6 protein-coding genes are annotated in these 19,456 nt (G+C 59.6%); 1 reads left to right on the top strand and 5 read right to left on the bottom strand.

Annotated elements, in window-relative coordinates:
• Positions 1 to 34 precede the first annotated feature (34 nt).
• Together SK53_RS11785 and SK53_RS11780 are read right to left on the bottom strand one after the other, a co-directional pair.
• Positions 35 to 11,458 carry a BapA/Bap/LapF family large adhesin gene (locus SK53_RS11785; RefSeq protein ID WP_048209496.1) on the bottom strand — a complete coding sequence of 3,808 codons (11,424 nt, stop codon included), beginning with the start codon at positions 11,456 to 11,458 and terminating at the stop codon, positions 35 to 37.
• A gap of 893 nt (positions 11,459 to 12,351) precedes the next feature.
• Entirely contained in the window at positions 12,352 to 13,269 is a 918-nt protein-coding gene (locus SK53_RS11780; protein ID WP_023323641.1) for a LysR family transcriptional regulator, read from the bottom strand.
• Between the two features lie 98 nt (positions 13,270 to 13,367).
• On the opposite strand from SK53_RS11780, the gene SK53_RS11775 reads away from it, so the two are divergent.
• Entirely contained in the window at positions 13,368 to 14,090 is a 723-nt protein-coding gene (locus SK53_RS11775; protein ID WP_003862234.1) for an SDR family oxidoreductase, read from the top strand.
• Positions 14,091 to 14,129: 39 nt separating this feature from the next.
• On the opposite strand, the gene SK53_RS23940 is transcribed toward SK53_RS11775, so the two are convergent.
• The 3 genes from SK53_RS23940 to SK53_RS11760 are packed head-to-tail and all read right to left on the bottom strand — an operon-like array spanning position 14,130 to position 19,454.
• The gene (locus tag SK53_RS23940) at positions 14,130 to 14,555 is read right to left on the bottom strand and encodes an SDR family oxidoreductase (RefSeq protein ID WP_050583628.1); all 426 of its coding nucleotides are present in this window, start codon (positions 14,553 to 14,555) and stop codon (positions 14,130 to 14,132) included.
• Between the two features lie 35 nt (positions 14,556 to 14,590).
• Positions 14,591 to 16,789, bottom strand: coding sequence for a glycoside hydrolase family 2 protein (locus SK53_RS11765; protein WP_048209494.1), 2,199 nt, complete (start codon positions 16,787 to 16,789; stop codon positions 14,591 to 14,593).
• Complete coding sequence (locus SK53_RS11760) at positions 16,758 to 19,454, bottom strand: hybrid sensor histidine kinase/response regulator (protein WP_045346154.1); 2,697 nt, start codon at positions 19,452 to 19,454, stop codon at positions 16,758 to 16,760. The genes SK53_RS11765 and SK53_RS11760 overlap by 32 nt, the downstream gene beginning before the upstream one ends.
• Positions 19,455 to 19,456: the final 2 nt, after the last annotated feature.

Here is a 19,456-nt window from a genome sequence, read left to right as displayed (position 1 = left end):
CTGCGCGCGCCCGGGTCATTTCTTGCAGGTGCTATCAGGTAATGATGTGTTGCTGGTTTACAAGCTCGTCGTAGGTGGTCTGAACATTGTCCAGCGTAACGAGTGTAGATTTAGTGTAGGCGGCTCCCGTGCCGTCACGGTCGATGGAGATCACAGTATTGTTACCGCTTTGTGAAACAGAGACATAGTTCCCCAGCGTCGACGCGCTACCGTTCCACCCCACCAGCAGATCGCCAATGTCGATCTTGTCTCCCTGCGTGAGGGAGAAGTTCGTCCAGTGGTCGCCCGTGCTGTTACCTGCGGTGGCGTTACCCGCCGTGTTGTTCAACACCTGATAAATCAACGTGTCGCCGTAGGCCGTACCGCTAATCACATCGTTATGCTCCGAACTGACAAATTTCGGCGCCATGTCAATGGTCAGCGACGCGGTATCTTTAACACCGTTGGCATCGGTCAGGGTGTAGTTAAAGACCTCCTTGCTGGTAATGGTAGAGAGCGAAATACCCGGGTTGAGGGTGTAGGTGTAACTGCCGTCAGCGGCAATCGCCAGCGTCCCGTAGTGGCCCGTGATGTTTGACATCGTGCTGCCGGTGTACGGATCCAGCGTAGTGGTAACGCCGTCGTAGCCGGTAATGCTCACGCGGGTATCAACCGAGTGGAGCTGGTCCATCGCCCCTGCGGAGTCGGTGCCGTCGAAGATATTGCCGTCAACGGTGTGGGTACCCGTCGTGTCGAACTGCGACAGCGAGTAGCTGGTGCCGGTCACGCTTGGGGTGATGGTGATATTTCCTACCCCCAATGGCCCCATTTTGCCCGTATAGCTCAGCGTATAGGTTCCCGCCTCCAGATCGAGACCCGTCAGGTTGATGGTCGCCGTGCCGCCCAGCAGTAACCCACCGTTAAACGAGCCGGTTCTGACGGTGGTTGCGCCGTTGGACAGCGTCCAGTCCACCGTTAACCCGGTAAGCGTCAGCAGCGAGGCGACGTTAAACGACAGAACCACGTTATGCAGCGCGGTATTAGGATCCACCACGAAGGTCCCGCTCCCGCTGCCCTGGGTTGAGGCAAGCAGCGCAGCGTTCCAGCTCGCCGACCCGACCGTCGTATCGGAATAGGCGGCCGTATGGTGAACCGTCGTGACGTCCATCGCGGTGCTGACATCGTTTACCGCATCCATTGGGCGCGCGGTTGGGGTGATGTTCAACGATGCCGTGTCTTTCGAGCCGTCAGGCGCGGTGATGGTGTAAACGAAGGTATCCGGCGTGCTGATATGGTCCGCGCCGACCCCGCTGTTCAGGGTGTAGGTGTACTCTCCGGCCGCGTTGATCCGCAGCGTACCGTACTCGCCGGTGATCTCCGTCAGACCGCTGCTGTTCACCGCCACGCCGTTAACGTCGGAGACTACGGTACCCGCTGGCGCAATATCATCCGCCAGCACATCGCCGGTGGTGCTCTCGCTCACGCTTGCCACGCTGTAGACATGATCCTGCAAGACGTTCAGCGTGTAGGCCGTCAGCGCGGTGATCCCCGCCGCCGTATTGAGCAGGAACAGGTACTCGCCAGCGGGCAGGTTCAATGTCAGCTGCGGGGAGGTGCCGCCCAGCAGCGGCGCGCGCAGCCAGCCGGGTTCAACGCGCATCTGCTCGAAGGTCTGTGTCGCATTGTTGAACTTATAGATGTAAAGGTCGAACACCGAGGCCAGCGCGACGCCGCCCACGGACGCCTGAACGGTCATGGTGCGGGTGGTGCCTTCTTCCACGTTATAGATGATCGGGTTGGCCAGATCGTCCAGCAGGTTCAGCCCCAGCGTATTGCCAAGGTTGATCCCCACCAGGGTAAAGCCGCCCTGCGACGAGGTGCCGTTGTTGATCGCCTCCACGGTGGTATCGAAGGTCAGCGAGGCGGTATCGTCCACGGCCACGATACCGCTGCTGCTGGTGCCTTCGCCCAGCGACAGCACCAGATTTGCCGAGGCGCTGGTGCCGTTGTGGGTGATGGTGTAGGTAAAGTTCTCCGTGCGGCCAATGACGGCGGCGCTGGTGTTGGTCAGGTTATAGGTATAGCTGCCGTCCAGGTTGATGGTCAGCGTGCCGTACTGCCCCTGAATCACTGTGCCGTCAGCCGTAACGCTGGTGGTGGTGCCCTGGGCGTTGGTGACCGCAGTGACGGTGGTGCCCGCCGGGGCGTTGTCGCTGCCTGCGGTTGGATCCACGTCGGTGATGACGTTACCGACAATGTTGGTTTCGCCGGACACGGTGCCTGCGCTGGTCTCTTTCACCGCCACATCGAGGCTGGTGTAAGAACCGGTTGCCAGCAGGTTAGTGTTGTAGCTCAGGACGCGATACTGACCATCCGCCAGACCGGTCAGGTTCAGCGACACCCCCGTCGCGCCGAGGGTCAGCAGGTCAGCGAACTGCGGCTGTCCGGTATCGACCACGGTGGTCCAGGTGTTGTTGGCGGCGTCAAAGCGCTGTACCACCAGCTCAAGGGTATTGAGCAGGGAAAGAACGGCACCCGTGGCGTTGGCGTTCACGGCAATATCCGCACTGCCGCCGTTGCCGACGGTGAAACCTACCTGCGCGGTGTCGTTGCCGAGCAGCGTCAGCACGTTACCTACGGCGCCCACCAGCAGGAAACCATAGTCGCTGTACTGCGAGTTGGTCACCGTTGCGGTGGTCGTCAGCGCCAGCTCTTCAACGTTGGTGCTGGCAGAGAGCGGCACCACCGGCGCAAGGGCTGAGCCGGGCAGCGAGACGTTCCCTGCCGCATCGGTGGCGGTGATTTGCAGCGTCTGGCCTTCCGTCTGTTTATTGAGGAAGGTGTAGCTCCAGGATCCGTTGCTGTCTGCCGTGGCGGTGACCGTTGAATTGTCCGCCAGACGGATGGTGACGGTGCTGCCCGCTTCGGCGCTACCGGTCAGTACGCTGCCGTCTGCGTTGAAGGTCCCGGTTGGAGCCGTTGGCGCAGTGAGATCGACAATGACGGTGGTCGACGTGGAAATCGGGCTGGTGCCCGAGCCGTTGCTCGCCGTGGCGGTGAAGGCATGTGGCCCTTCGCTCAGCACCGGCGTGGTGAAGCTCCAGTTGCCGCTGGCATTCGCGGTGACCGTGCCCATCAGCACCCCGTTGTTATAGAGGGTGATGGTCGCGTTCGGCTGCGCCGTGCCGCTCAGGGTTGGCGTGGTGTCATCGGTGGTTTTCCCGTTGGTCAGGTTGCCCGTCACCGTGCCGACGTTATCGTCGATGTTAGCGATAACCGGCGCGTTCGGGATCGTGGTGATCGGGGCAATCACGGAGGTGGTGATACCCGCGTTACCGGCCTTATCGGTAGCAAAGACAATCAGTGACTCCCCGCCGGTCTGTGGAGGGGTGAGGGTGGCGCTGAAGTTTCCGCTGCCGTCCGCAACGGCTGTGCCAAGCACGGTTCCGGTGCTGCTGGTGATGGTGACGGTACTTCCCGCTTCCGCCGTACCGGTAACCTGCGTCCCGTTGGTGATCACCGCCAGCCCGGTTGGGGCTGCTGGCGGCGTCAGGTCAACGTTGATCGTGATAATCGGCGATGGCGCGCTGGTATTGCCCGCGGCATCGGTGGCGGTGGCGGTGAAGCTATGCGCGCCTTCGATCAGCGTGGTGCTGGTTTGCGGCAGCGTCCAGTTGCCGTTGGCATCGGCAGTGACGGTTCCCACCAGCGTCGTGCCGTCGTAAATACGTACGGTGGCATTGGCTTCCGCCGTACCGTTTAAGGTCGGACGGGTGTCGTTGGTTGGGTTGGTGCCGGTGACAGGGCCGGTGACGGTTCCCACATCATCCACAATCGAGGTGATTGCCGGTGCGACAGGGGCGGTGGCATCCACATTGATGGTGTAACCCCCGGTCTGTGCGCTGGCGTTGCCCACGGCGTCGGTGGCGGAGAAGGTCAGATTATGCGGCCCGTCAGCCAGCGGGGTGGACGGCGTAAAGCTCCACGCGCCGCCGGTGGCGACCGCGGTGCCAATCTGTACCCCATTGTCGTAGATGGTTACCGTCGCGCCGGCTTCTGCCGTACCGGTGAGCGTTGGACGTGCATCGTTGGTTAACCCGCCGTTGGCGACAGGCGTCGCAGCATTACCGACGTCGTCGGTGATGCTGGTCAGCACCGGTAGCGCTGGCGGCGTGGTGTCAATGGTCAGGCTGAAGTCGGCGGACGGCGCGCCGGTGTTCCCCGCCTGATCCGTTGCTTCTGCGGTAAAGGTGTGTGACCCGGTGCCCAGCGGCACGGTGATATCCACGGTCCAGTTGCCGTTAGCATTGGCAGTACCGGTGCCCACCAGCGTAGTGCCTTCGTAGATATTCACGGTGGCCAGCGGCTCGCTGGTCCCCACCAGGCGCGGGAGAGGATCGTTCGTGGTCTGGCCGGAGCCAATCGCCCCGGTGATGGTGCCAACATCGTCAATCGCCTGGGTGATAACCGGCGCGGCAGGCGCAGTCGTATCCACAACCAGCGTAAAGCCCGGTGAGGCAGGACTGACGTTGCCCGCGGCATCGGTTGCCGTGGCGGTCCAGGTGTGGCTGCCGTTTGCCAGCGTGCCGGTGGTGAAGCTCCATACGCCGTTGGCATCCGCCACGGCGGTGCCCACCTGCTGACCATTCTCATAGATGGTGATGGTCGCGTTGGCTGCCGCGGTGCCGTTCAGCGTTGGCGTGGTGTCGTCTGTGCTTTGTCCCGAGGCGACCGGGCCCAGCACGGGACCGGCATTGTCGGTGGCGGGGGTAAAGACCGGTGCTTCGGGCACCGTCGTATCCACCGTCAGGTTGAACGGTGGCGAGGTGACCCCGGTATTGCCTGCGGCATCGGTGGCGTTAAAGGTAATGGTATGCGGCCCTTCACCCAGCGCGGTGGTCGGCGTGAAGGTCCAGTTACCCTGGGCGTTGACGACCGCCGTGCCGATTTCCACATCATCGACAATAACGTGCACCGTTGCGCCCACTTCCCCCGTACCGTTGAAGGTTGGACGGGTGTCGTTGGTGGAACCGTTGCTGGCGATGATTCCCGTTCCCGGGCTGACATCGTCTATCACCGTGGTGACCACCGGGGCCGCAGGGCCAGTGGTATCCACCGTAAAGGCGAACACTGGCGAGTTGGCGGAGACGTTTCCAACATCATCGCTGGCGTTTACGCGCAGGTTATACGTCCCGTCCGTCAGGACCGGATCCGGCGTAAAGGTCCAGTTACCGTTGCCGTCGACCGTAGTGGTACCAATCTCCACGCCGTTATTCAGAACGTGAATAGTGGTGCCCGCCTGGCCGGTGCCGCTCAGGGTTGGCGTGGTGTCATTTGTCACCTGCCCGGCGGTAAGCGGGCCGGTTACGCCACCCGGGGCGTTGTCGCTGACCGTAACGATCGTCGGCACCTGTGGCGCAGTAAGATCGATTTCGACGCTCCAGGCGTTGGACGGCTGGCTGACGTTGCCCTGCGGATCCGTGGCTCTGACGGTAAAGTCATGCGTCCCTTCGCCGAGGGCGGTTTCAGGAGTAAATGTCCAGGCGCCGGTACCGTCTGCTGCCACGGTACCAATCTGCGTGGTGCCATCAAAAATGGCGACGACGCTGTTCGGCTCAGCGGTACCGGTCAGGGTTGGCGTGGTGTCGTTGGTTGGATCGCCGCTTGGAACAGGCGTTGCCGCATTGCCTGCGTTATCCGTCACGCTGGTAATCACCGGCGTGGTAGAGACGGTGTCGACCACAATGGTGATCCCGGCCGACGGGGTGCTCTCATTGCCTGCCGGATCGGTGGCGGTCACGGTCAGGGTGTGGCTGCCGTCGTCCAGCGCAGGCGGCGTGTAGCTCCAGGTGCCAGTCGGACCGACAATAACGGTGCCCAGCGGGTCGCCGTCATCGTACACCGTAATGGTGTCCCCGGCCGTGCCTGTCCCGGTCAGGGTAGGACGGTTATCGTTGGTGCTCTGCCCGTCGGCGATTGGCCCGGTGATCGGACCTACGTCATCGGTCACCGCACCGATGGCTGGCGCTGTCGGGGCGGTAAGGTCGACGGTGACGGTCGCGACAGGCGACTGCCCGCTGGTCGCGCCGGTGGTGGTGTTTGTAGCGGTCACGGCGAAGGTGTGTGGCCCTTCCGTCAGCGGCAACAGCGGCGTGTAGCTCCAGTTGCCGTTGGTATCCGCAACGACAGTGGTCACCGGAAGCAGCGATCCATCCTGATAAATGGCGATCACGCTGCCCGGATCGGCGGTGCCGGTAAGGGTAGGCGTGGTGTCATTGGTGGTTTTATCTTTCACGTCGCCCGTGACGGGATCGACGTCATCGTTGATCGCCGTAATCACCGGCACCGCAGGCAGCTCGAGCGGAGAGTCCGGCACGTCAAAGGTGGTTGACGGGCTGGCATTGCCTGCGGGGTCCGTGGCGATCAGCGTCAGCGTCGCGGCATCCAACTGGGCCGGGGAGAGGGCAATGGAGAAGGAGCCTCCCGTCGCGACCCCGGTCCCGATGATATTGCCGTTGGCGTCACGAACCGTCACCGTGGTTCCGTCATCCGCCGTCCCGGTCAGCGGGGTGCCCTCCGCGGCAATGGTCATATTCGTTGGCGTTGCAGGCGGCAGGGTATCCACCGTCACGCTGAGATCGCCGGAGCTGGCGGAGGTATTCCCCGCCGCGTCACTCGCGACCACTGAGAAGGTATGCGGCCCCTCGGTGAGCGCAGGGTCGGCGGTCCAGGACCATGTCCCGTTCGGCTGAACCTCCACGACCACCGGCGAGGCGACACCATCAACGGAGACGGTGACGCTCGAACCCGGCTCGCCAATCCCGGTGAGGGTTGGCGTACCGTCGCGGGTGTAAAGCACGCTGTTGGTCAGCTGGCTGTCAGAGACGGCGTCAATTTGCGGCACGGTTGGCGCCTGCGTATCAACCTCCACCGTAAAGACCGGACTTACCGGGCTAACGTTACCGGCATCGTCCACCGCGGCGACGGTGATATTCAGCGGGCCGTCGGTTTGTGTCGGCAGGGTATAGGACCATTCATTATTGACGACCTCTACGCGCGCGACTTCCACGCCGTTGTTGTAGATGATCACCGTCTCGCCGGTGGTGCCGGTTCCGCCGATGCCTGGCGTAGTGTCGTTGGTAGACTCGCCATTCTGCACGCCACCAATGGCACTGATAACCGGAGTATCCGGGGCGAGGGTATCGACCGTTATCGTGATACCGGCTGATGGCACAGATTCATTCCCGGCTTCATCGGTGGCGGTCGCCGTGTATTCGTGCGTCCCTTCGCCAATGTTGCTCTCAGGACGCCAGCTCCAGTTACCGTTACCGTCCACCGTAACGCTGCCCACGGCCTGCGGCTCGCCTGTACCCACCTGGTCATAGATGGTAATGACGTCATTCGGCGTACCGGTGCCACTCAGGACCGGACGCGGATCGTTGGTGGATTCGCCATCCAGCACGGGTCCGGTGATCTGGCTTACGCTGTCTGTCACCGTTGGGGTTCCCGGTTGGGCAGGCGCGTCAGTATCAATGGTAATGGTCACCGGCGTGGACGGCGCGCTTTCGTTCCCGGCGCTGTCCTGGTTAGTGACCGTCAGGGAGAGATCGTAGGTGCCGTCAGGGAGCGGATCATCCGGCGTCCAGCTCCAGTTACCGTCGCCATCGATCTCGGCTTCACCAATTTTAGTAGCGCCATCGTAAATGTTCACGATATCCCCCGGCGTGCCCGAGCCGCTCAGGGTTGGCGTGGTATCCCGGGTGGTCTCCCCTGGATTCAGGGCCGTCCCCGGCGTGCCGCCGTCCGGGTTGACGGTGATCTCAGGAATATCCGGCGTTGCAGGCGCGGTCGTGTCGATCGCCAGTTCAAACGGCGGCGAAATGGTGGTGTTACCCGCCTCATCCGTTGCGTGGACCGTCAGCGAGTGCGGGCCGTCCGTCAGCGGCGTGGTTGGCGTAAAGCTCCAGCCGCCGCTGCCGTCGAGCACCGCCGTGCCGAGCAGGGTGGTTCCGTCATAGATCGTGATGGTGGTGCCGTCCGGTGCGGTTCCCTGCAACTGCGGCAGCGTGTCGTCGGTGGTGTCCCCGCTGTTAAGCGGAAGCTGCACGGGCCCCACGTTATCGGAGACGGTGTCAATGGTGGCCGCTGGTGGCGGGGTGGTATCGACGGTAAGGGTAAAGCCGGCTGATGGTGCGCTGGCGTTACCGGCCGCATCGCTCGCGACGACGGTGAACGTATGCTGCCCGTTCACTAATGGGGTAGCAGGTGTGAATGTCCATGCGCCACCGCTGTTAACAACGGCAGTACCAATATCCTGTCCGTCCAGGCGGATCGTCACGGTGGAGCCCGGCTCACCGGTACCGTTCAGCGTCGGGAGCGTGTCGTTGGTAGTTTCATTGGTGTCGAGCGCACCCGTGCGGCCCGGTACGTCATCAATGACCTGCGTAATGGCCGGCGCGCCCGGCGCGGCGGTATCCACCGTGATGCTCCAGGTGTTCGATGTCCCGCTGAGGTTATTATTGGCGTCAACCGCCGTCGCCGTCAGCACGTGCCCGCCGTCCGGTAGCGCGGTTTCCAGCGTGATGGACCACTGACCGTTCGCCGAAACCAGCGCGGTGCCAAGCACGGTAGTACCGCTGTAGAGGGTGATGGTGGTGCCAGGCTCGCCCGTTCCGTTGATGGTTGGCGTGTTGTCGTTGGTGAGACCGTTCTGGCTGACAGGACCGGTGACGCCTGGGGCATCATCCACCACGCCCGTGATGACCGGGGTTTGTGCCGCGGTGATGTCCGGCGCGTCAAACGGCGCGGTCGGGCCGGTGTTTCCGGCGGTATCGGTGGCATCGGCGGTCAGGGCTTCGCCGTTGGCTTTCGGCGGGATCAGTTCAACGCTGAAATTCCCCTGATCGTCGGCGACCGTTTCCCCGACCTTCACGCCATTTTCACGGATGGTGACGGTGCTGCCCGGCTCGGCTGTACCGGTTACGGTGGTGCCGTCGGCAGAGATCACCACGTTTTCCGGCGCCAGCGGTGGGGTGCTGTCTGGCGCGTCGGCAAAGCCAGACGGGCTGGTGTTACCGCTGCCGTCGGTGGCCGTCACTTCAAGGGCTTCGCCGTTGGTCTGGGCTGGCGAAATCGGGATGGTGAAGGTGCCGTCCGGGCCGGCGGTGGCCTGGCCGATGATCGTACCGTCCGGCGCTTTAATGATAATCGTGCTGTTTGGCTCGGCGGTTCCGCTGACGCTGGCCCCGTCTTCCGCCACCACCAGGTTGCCCGGTGCGGCAGGTGGGGTGATATCCGCTGCGTTGACCAGCGCCGGTGAGCTCTGGTTGCCTGCGGCATCGGAGGCGACCACGGAGATAATCTCGCCGTTGGTCTGCGCAGGGTTCAGGTTGACGACATAGTTGCCGTTGCTGTCGGCAGTGGCGGTCCCGATTTGCAGCCCGGCATTGTTGGTGATGACGATTTTACTGCCCGGCTCGGCGGTACCGGTGATCTGGGTGCCTGCGGAGTTGAGCGTCGCAACCGGCATGTCTGGCGGCGTAAGATCGACGGTAAAGTTGATCGGCTGAGACAGACCGCTCTGGTTGCCTGCCGCATCGGTTTCCCGCAGGGTAATCGAGTGTGCGCCTTCTGCCAGTGGACTCGTCGGCGTGATGCTCCAGGTGCCGTTCGGCAGAACGGTGGTGGTGCCGATAACAACGCCGTTATCGTAAACCGTGATCGTGCTGCCCGGTTCGCCTCTGCCCGTCAGACGTGGCTCTGAGGCATCGGTAAACTGCCCGGCACCGATCGCTCCTTTCAGTACGCCCGTGTCGTCGTTAATGATAAACCCGGAAGGCGTTTGCGGCGCGGTGACATCTACCGTGACGGTAAAGACCGGCGAGGCCGGGCCAGTGTTACCGGCGACGTCGGTGGCGCGCACGGTAAGCTGGTGGCTGCCTTCGCTCAGGTTCACCGACGGCGTAAAGCTCCAGCTTCCGTTACTGCCCACAACGGCTGTGCCAATGGCAATGCCGTTATCATAGATGGTGACCGTCGAGCCCGCTTCCGCCGTGCCGGTGAGCTGTGGCCGTGGGTCGTTGGTGCTGCTTCCACTCCCGAGTGTGCCGGTGCCAGGCGCAACATCATCGGTGATGCTGACGATAGCTGGCGCGCCAGGCGCGACGGTATCGACCACGAAGCTTACCGCCGTGGACGCCGGGCTAGTATTGCCTGCGGCATCGGTCGCGGTGGTGGTAATGGCGTGGTTGCCTTCAGACAGGTTGGTCGACGGGGTAAAGCTCCATTTCCCTGTGGCATCGGCTGTTGCGGTGCCAATCGGTTTCCCGTTGTCATAGAAGGTAATGACGGTGCCGGCTTCACTGATGCCGCTGAAGGTCGGGCGGGCATCGTCCGTGCGTTGTCCGTTGCTCAGCGGGCCTGTTTCGGCGCCTACGTTATCATTGACGGTGACAATCTCCGGTGCATCCGGCGCGGTTAAATCCGGTGCCGTGACCTGAACGCCCGGGCTGGTATTGCCGGACGGATCGGTGGCGGTTGCGGTGATCTGTTCCCCGTTGGTGAGCGGCGTACCCAGATCAATCGTAAATTTCCCGTCGCTACCCGCTTTGCCCGTTCCGATGGTGTTGCCATCGGTATCTTTCAGGGTAACGGTGCTGCCCGGCTCAGCGGTACCGGTGACGGTTTTGCCGTCAGGGGAGACCTCCAGATTGGCCGGGGCATCCGGTGCGGTGAGATCCGGTGCCGTGACCTGACCGCCCTGGCTGGTATTGCCGGATGGATCGGTGGCGGTGGCGGTGATCTGTTCCCCGTTGGTGAGTGGCGTACCGAGATCAATCGTAAATTTTCCGTCGCTGCCCGCCTTGCCCGTTCCGATGGTGTTGCCATCGGCATCTTTCAGGGTAATCGTGCTGCCCGGCTCAGCGGTACCGGTGACGGTTTTGCCGTCAGGTGAGACCTGTAGATTGGTGGGGGCATCCGGAGGCGTGGTATCTGGCTCGGAAGGATTTCCCGGATTGCCGGGATTCGGGCTGTTGTTATCGTCATCTCCGCCACCTCCACCGCCAGTTCCCGCCGCAATAGCAATCCCACCTGCGGCGGCCAGGCCACCCAGCACCCAGGGCCACGCAGCGGCGCCGCCGGCATCACTCCCTGACGCCGCCAGTAATGCATCGGTGGAGGCGATGGATTCATAGGTTGCGGCACCGGTTGGATCTTCAATCCACCACAGCGCACCGTCGCTCTCCTCAAGCACCAGCTGGCTCACGCCCTGCGCGTCGGTGACGTAGAAATTCTTGAGGGTAATCACTTCGCCCGAGTTGAGGGTAATCACCAGATCGTTTCCGCTGCGGGAGTAACCTGAGATGTCGGCGCGATCCACGTTAAGTTTAACGATTGAGGAGTGATCGAGTGTTATCTGTGTCCCTTCCGTGGTCGTTTCCACGCCAGTTAATTTAGATATAACAGATATTTGGCTCATACAATTATTACTCCAGCTGAGTGATTGGTTACGGCGTGTAAAACAAAGCCATCGTTTCTGAAGAGACGAACGCGCTCCCGGCGAAAATACTGTTTAATAAACAGGATTTACCGTTACTTTCTTTAGCGCGACCGATGCCCGCCAGGATTAAAAGTGGCAACCTCAGGGCAAAGCTAATTATTTACACAGGAAATAGTTGTTTATTTATATGTTTGCGATTTATAAGCCTTATTATTTGTGCAGGTATTGATTTATTGCGTTATGAAAATGATATAGCTATAAATGTCTGAATATGCAAATTAAGTGTTCGTAAACCCAGCACGGCTATTGCAGGGGCGATTAATTGATAGCGTTAATATATTTCGTTAGCTATGAGGGCGCGTGGGCAAAGGGTTTTGGCGTTAAAGGTGAAACCCTTAAAACGGTGCTGGTGGGGCGATAATAATAATTAAAATGTGCGGTAAATATTTAATTTTGGTTAGGTTTAATTTCTGCTTAATAGTAATTTAAGTTAGGGTGAAATATCTGGTGTATGATATATTTAAAATTCTCTCATTTATAAAATATATTTTTACGTGCGGGTTAATTTCTGCCACTCCAAAAATAACGTGATTTCTTCTCATGTTTAATAAATAAAAGGCCGCAAGCGTGGCCTTTCAGAGGCAATCGGTATTAGCCTAAAGAAATTAAGCCGATTTCCACGAGGGCGGCTAATGTCAAAAGAATAAAGAGGATAACAACTATTGGTCTGTACATTTTTAAGGTTCCATCCTTGTGTGAAGTCCTGCCCATCGTGTCCGTTGTCATTTTCCATGGTAATGACGTGCTGTCGTTGATGCTCATCAAAGGGACGCAGCAGATTGAGGAAAATCTGCATTCAGGGTTGGAACCATTCAACGCTGTGTGGGTTGCGTGGCGGGGAGCTGTCGCCACTGGCGGATGTGCTCGATCAGGGCTCTGAGCTTGGGGGCCATATTGTGGCGCTGGGGAAAATAGAGATAAAAACCAGGAAAAGATGGAAGAAACGCATCCAGTAAGGAAACCAGCTGTCCTGATTCAATGTACGGTGTGAAGGTGTCCTCGGTGGCAAAGGTTATGCCACCGCCGGCCAGCGCGAGGCTGAGCATAAGACGCAGATCGTTAGTGGTTATTTGTGGTTCAATTGCCACATCGAAAGGGACGCCTGCTTCCTCAAACTCCCAGCGATAGGGGGCAACGTCCGGGGAAGGGCGCCAGCCGATACACCGATGAGCGACCAGCTCACGGGGATGCGCCGGTGCGCTGTGTGTCGCCAGATAGGAAGGTGAAGCCACCACCCGTTCACGCTGCTGGCCCGTAAGGGGAATCGCGATCATGTCTTTTTCGATAACTTCGCCCAGTCTCACCCCAGCGTCATAGCCCGCTGCCACGATATCGAATTCCTCATCTGACACGAAGACATCAAGCGATACCGCAGGATGCGCTGCCGCAAACGAGGCGAGCAGTGGGCCAGAAAGAAACGCTTCCGCTATTGAGGTGACAGCGATCCTGAGCTGTCCGCGCGGCATGCTGTCCGAGGTGACATCGTCAAAGGCCGCCTCAATGTTGGCGATGGGCCCCAGCAACGATTTATGCAACCGTTCACCCGCTTCGGTGAGCCTTACCGAGCGCGTGGTGCGCATCACCAGCAGGGTCTGAAACCCATCTTCGAGACGTCTTATCCCCTGGCTGACAGCGGAACGGGTGATGCCCAGCCGCCCGGCGGCCGCGCTGAAGCTGCGCTCCTCGGCGACCGCCAGAAAAAGCGGTAACAAATTAAGATCAATTTTCATTGTTTAACATCGCTAACCAGTGAGTCCAGTAAAGGCAGGATACAAGAAACAATGTTGAGACTCTATGATTGCTTTGAACTCAACTGAAGGAGCAAAACATGAACAAAGTGATCTTAATTACCGGTGCCTCCAGCGGTATTGGAGAAGGTATTGCCAGAGAGCTGGGAAAGGCAGGCGCAAAAGTTTTCCTGGGGGCACGCAGGCTGGAGCGCATCCACGCCCTGGCTGATGAAATCCGCAGCGCAGGAGGAGAGGCAGAGGCTCAGGTATTAGACGTTACCAGCCGCCAGTCTATGGCCGCCTTCGTTGAGGCAGCACGGGAAAAGTGGGGCCGCATTGACGTTCTTATTAACAATGCGGGCATTATGCCTCTGTCTCCGCTTTCGGCTGGCAAGCAGGATGAGTGGGAACGCACCATTGACGTGAATATTAAGGGGGTACTGTGGGGAATTGGCGCGGTTCTGCCGATTATGGAAGCCCAGAACTCGGGGCAGATCATTAATATTGGCTCGATCGGTGCCTTGTCCGTCGTGCCCACGGCCGCAGTTTATTGTGCGACCAAATTTGCGGTCCGGGCCATTTCCGATGGTTTGCGTCAGGAAAGTTCAAACATCCGCGTGACCTGCGTCAACCCCGGAGTGGTGGAAAGCGAACTGGCCTCGACCATTACGCACGAAGAAACCATGGCGGTGATGGATGCGTACCGGGCTATTGCTCTCAAACCAGCTGATATCGCTCGCGCCGTGCGCCACATCATCGAGGCGCCTGAGAGTGTCGATACCACCGAAATCACCATCAGACCTACGGCCTCCGCAAACTAACGTAGCGGGTCAGGCATCAGCCTGACCCGCTTCACTCTCTTACCACGGCTGTTCGGGCGGCATAATAAACAGCTCTGCCACGTTCACATGTTCCGGTGCCTGCAACACGTAAGGAATCGAGTCGGCGACATCATCGGCTTTCAGGAACGTCATCTTCTCCTTCAGCTGTTCCATCGGTGCACGATAATTTTTGTCACTGATATGCTCGAATAATTCACTTTCAACGGCACCCGGCTGAAGCGAGGTGACGCGAATGTTGAACTGAGGCGCCAGCTCCACGGACGGGGGGGTTATATGCCGCTGCCAATGGTCGAGGAAGCTTTCGCAGCGGGAAAACGGGTTACGCTGAACGTGCAGATGCAGCCCGACGTCGGGACCGGTTTTTCCATGCGGGCAGTGCACCTGGAAGAACATCCGCCCGGCCAGGCCAGATGCTGGTTCGTTAACACGCTGAAAGGCTGACATGCCGGGTATCAATAGCATCGTTGGGTAGCCAGCATTCATTGCTCAGGAGGGCTTTCCACTCTCTCATTGCGCTGGTTGGAACCCACGGTGTTACCGGCGCGATCCGAAATCTCATACTCAATGGTAACGTTATGCCTGGTGGTCGGTGTGACGGTGATGTCCTTGATCCTGCTGCCCGAATCGGGGGGAAGCGTGAGGCTTGTATTGCCTTTAGCCAGCACCCGACCATTTTGCTTCACCTGCCACTTCAGACGACACGCCTCACAGGCGGACCAGGTGTCATTGATCGCCCACAGGCGAACCGTTGCTTCGCTTCCCTGACGCCACACCGCCGTCACGGGTTCAATCGACGGCAGAATGGGCTGATAGGCTTTTTGCAGGGCGTAGTAGCCCGCTTTCGGCTTACGCAGATAATCCACGACGCCCCAGTTGATGGAGGGCCAGGTTTCTACAAACATAAAGTGGAAGAGGGCAGTTACCGGCTGGTAGCGCTGCCGACGATAGCTCTCTGCCGCCATTGCCACCAGCTCTGCCTGGTAACGCTGGGTGTTGGCAATCATCTCCTGAATGGTATTGCCCCGCGGAATATTGGCAAATTTAAAGGTCTGGAAGGGCTGGAAGTTATGGTATTTCCAGTGCGTCCAGCCGGGATCGTCGGCGGCGGTGCTTTTCGGCCACATCAGGCGGGCGGGAATGATGGTTTTCAGGGTTGAGAGTCGCGGTAGCGCCTGAGCGCCAAACTCCGTGATGATCGCGGTTTTGGCGGGGCCAAGAAGATCGCGCATGGTGCCAAAGTACCATCCGGCCCAGTAGTGTTCTTCCACCGCAGAAAAACGATGCACTATGCGCGAGGTATCTTGCGAAAGCGCGTCTCCGACGCGTTTCGTCAGCGTCTGGTTCAGGTTTTTATTCCAGTCGGGAAAGCGTTTTTCCATCCACGGTGAATTCCATGGCGGCTCGTTATGACCGCCCCAGACGATAATGGCCGGGGAATTACCAAACTGTTCAACCATCTCGCGGGTCTGTCGCGCGGCATTATCCGCGAAGGCGTCGCTGTTATTGTAACCCCATTGCAGGGGGACATCCTGCCAGATCATCAGCCCCATTTCGTCAGCCACATCGTAAAGTGCCCGGCCTGCCACATGCGAGTGAACGCGTATCGCGTTGGCGTTCATTGCCTGCACCAGCCTGAAATCGCGGCGATATTTTTTGCGTGTCATGGTGCTAAGCCACGGGGAGCCGATGTAATTACTCCCTTTGATAAACAGGCGTTTGTCATTAAAGAGCCAGCCCTTGTTGTCAGGCTGCTTCACTATCTTGCGTAACCCGGTACGGGCAACTGCGGTATCCATCACTCCTTGCTTATCCGTCAGGGTTGCGCGCACTCGGTACAGGTTTGGCCTGCCATAGCCCACTGGCCACCAGAGCCTGGCGCCTTGCATTGGCAGCGTGACGCGAAGCGATTGCGGCTTTCCGTCCGTTCTCGCAAGGTTTACAGGGAATTTCTGCTTTACAGGCGGGCCCGTAAAATTGTCTGGCGTGGCCGACAGGCGCAAAGTTACGTCACCGGCAGACAACGCCCGGTAGCGGATCTCGGCGTGCAGCGCTGGTTTGCTCAGCCCTTCACGCCAGTCCGGACGCAGTATTACCTCGTCGATGGTCACTCCGCGGCTCAAATGTAGCTTTACCGGCGACCAGATCCCCCCGGAGTTGGCATCCTGGCCGTCCTCTGACCAGGCCCCGCCAGGGCGGGTATCGTGCTGGTTAAGTACGCCTTTAACCATCGTTTTATGCAGCGGCCAGATTGTTTTCGGATCTTCCCAGGGACTGTCCACCCGCACGGCGAGCTTATTGTGTCGCTGCAAAGCATCGCTTATGTCTACCGAGAAGCGCTGAAAATACCCCTCGTGATGGGCAAGATGCCTGCCGTTGAGCGTGACGTCGGCAAAATAGTCCACGCCATCAAAGACCAGGGTGGCCATGGTATCGGGCGCGCGCCTGGGCAGGGTAAATTCGTGCCGATACCAGAGGGCACCCTGATGATCGTATCCGGCGCTGTACCAGTTGGCCGGAACCGCAATCGATCGCCAGTCGCGGTCAGGCGCGCTGGCGCCATCAAAGGTGCTGAGGTTGGCGTCATGCACGCGCCACATTCCGGCCAGTGACCAGGTGACGGGCTGGCTGGCCTGGGCCAGCAGAGGGCTAATTGCCAGCAGCAGAAGAAGCCTGATCATCTTTAACCTCCTGTGCTCTGCGGCGCAGCCAGGCCGCAGAGCGTCTGGCCTCCTCGATAAGCTCGCCATGTAAAACGCTCAGCCCCGTCTGGTTCAGCGAGACCGCCTGACTCTCCAATTGCTGGAGCACTTCTGAAAGACGAATGAAACCGAGGGTGACGGCTTCGCCGCGAAGCTTATGAGCGGCCCGCCGCAGGGCATCGCGGTCATTATGCGCAATGTTCAGCGCCATGGCTGCCACCGCCTCGTCAAGACCGTTGCCGAACAGCGCCAGCAATTCATTAACCAGTTCAGGATCGTCCGCGCACTGTTTTAACAGCTGTGCCTCATCTGGCAGACCCTTATCTTCTCCGGCGAGAACATGGGCTATCTCCTCCCTGAGCGCCTCCTGACTTACCGGCTTGGCAATATAGCCGTCGAAGCCCATTGCCAGACAGCGCGCCTTGTCACCCTGCATGGCATGGGCGGTCATCGCGATGGCGGGCTGGTGGCTACGCCCCCGCGTCAGTGTCTCCTCACGAAGCAGGCGAATGGCCGTTTCACCGTCCATTTCTGGCATTTGCAAGTCAACCAACATCAAATCCCAGGACTGTTCACGCCAGCGTTCGAGGGCCTCACGGCCATTGGATACCACTTCGCAACGGTGGCCGAGCTGCTCCAGCAGGCGTCTGGCGACTTTCTGATTCACCAGGTTGTCCTCGGCCAGCAGGATACGCAGACTGGCCTGCGCAGTAACGGGCGCAGAAGCGGGCACAGCCGCGGGAGAGGTAAGGGGAGCGGGTGCCAGGACGCTGGCTATGGTTTGATAGAGTTCACGTTGGGCAACCGGCTTATGCAAATAGTGGGCAACCCCGATGCGCTTGAGCATATTGGCATCGAAATGGCGGCTCATGGAACTGAGCATAATGATGTGGCTTTGCTCGGCCTGCGGCATAACAGAGAGCTCAATGGCCAGCGATACACCGTCCATATCCGGCATCTGGGCATCCAGCAGGATCAGCGGCCAGTATCCCCTTTTTGCGGTCAGGCTTAACGCTTCCCCGGCGTTGTTAACACAGGTCGGTGTCAGACCCATCTGGCGAAGCATGGTGTCCAGCAGCCGCAGGTTGGTACTGTTGTCGTCTACCACCAGTACCGATTCGCCGTTAAAGCGTGCTACAGGAGCATCGGTTGCTGAGACAGCCAACTGACCTTCCAGTGGCAACGTAAAAGCAAATTCGCTGCCTTCACCCGGCTCGCTCTGAACCGTTAGCTCTCCGCCCATCAGACTTACCAGGCGAGCAGAAATGGTCAGCCCGAGGCCAGTACCGCCGTAGCGGCGGGTGGTAGAGCTATCGGCCTGGCTGAACGCCTCGAAAATGGCTTTTTGTTTCTCCATCGGGATGCCAATGCCGCTGTCGCGTATGCGAAAACGCCAGTGCCCTTCACTTTCTGTAGGCTCTATTGCCAGCATAACCTCACCGTGATGGGTGAACTTCAGCGCGTTGCCCAGGAGATTAGTCAGAATTTGACGTAGTCGGGGACCATCAACGATGAGCACTTCCGGCACCCCCGGAGCGATATCCACCAGCAGTTCAATGCCTTTTTCGCTGGCGGAGGGCATATGCGGGCGGATGAGCGACTGCACAAAGGGGCGGATTTCCAGCGGCTCTGTATCGACGGTCATCTTACCTGACTCAATGCGTGAGAAATCGAGAATGTCATTGATGATATGCAGCAGTGACTGCGCTGAACTCATCACCAGAGAAAGATATTCCCGCTGTTCGGGGGTGAGCTGTGTATCGAGGCAGAGCTGAGTCATGCCCAGAATGCCGTTCATCGGGGTGCGAATTTCGTGGCTCATGTTGGCGAGAAATGCACTCTTCGCCTCGTTGGCCTCCCGGGCCACTTTCGCCGCTTCAATGGCTAACAACTCGGCCTCCTTGCGGCGGGTGATGTCCTGTAGGGTGCCGATCACCCGTTCGGCCTGCTGCTGCATACTGAGGGTGACCACCTGTCCCGAAACCAGCATCCAGCGCCAGCCCTGCGTCGCGTGTTGCACGCGAATCTCACTTTCAAACACCGGCATGTGCTCCTGCCTGGAGGCGATCATCGCGTTGCGCAGGACGGCACGATCCTCTTCATGGACCAGATTCAGTAAAAAGCGCAGCGGGTAGTGCAGCTGCGTACGCGACTGACCCACCATCGCCAGCAACGTATCGTTCACCTCCAGGCTGTCGTGAGAGACCTGCCAGTTCCAGATGCCGATCTGAATGGACTCTGCGGTCAGTAAAAAATCATCGTGCAGCTGCTGGCGCGAGCGCTGGGCGTCGTCAAGCTCGGTAATATCGGTATGCAGGCTGAGAATGCCGCCATCGGCGAGACGCTGATGCTGCACGTAGAGCCGCCGGTTTCCCGACTGCCGCACCTCTCGATGGCTTGACTGACGGCAGTTGCGAACGATCGCTTCACGCAGGGTCCGGCGGCGGGTGGAGTCGATGTTATAACCCGCATCAATAAATTTCTCCGCCAGGCTCTCGAGGGAAGCGCCGGCGATCAGCCAGGGGGCGATCACCGGGTAAAAGCGCGATATCTGGTCATTCCAGGCCAGCAGATGCTCGGCGGGATCGTAAATCATCACCCCCACAGGCAGCGCGTTGAGATCGAAACGGGATGTGGCTCGCATGG

It is taken from the genome of Enterobacter sp. MGH119 (assembly GCF_001037675.1).
GTDB lineage: Bacteria > Pseudomonadota > Gammaproteobacteria > Enterobacterales > Enterobacteriaceae > Enterobacter > Enterobacter hormaechei_C.
The sequence above is the reverse complement of the archived record's forward strand: the minus strand, read 5'-3'. Positions and strand labels throughout refer to the sequence as shown.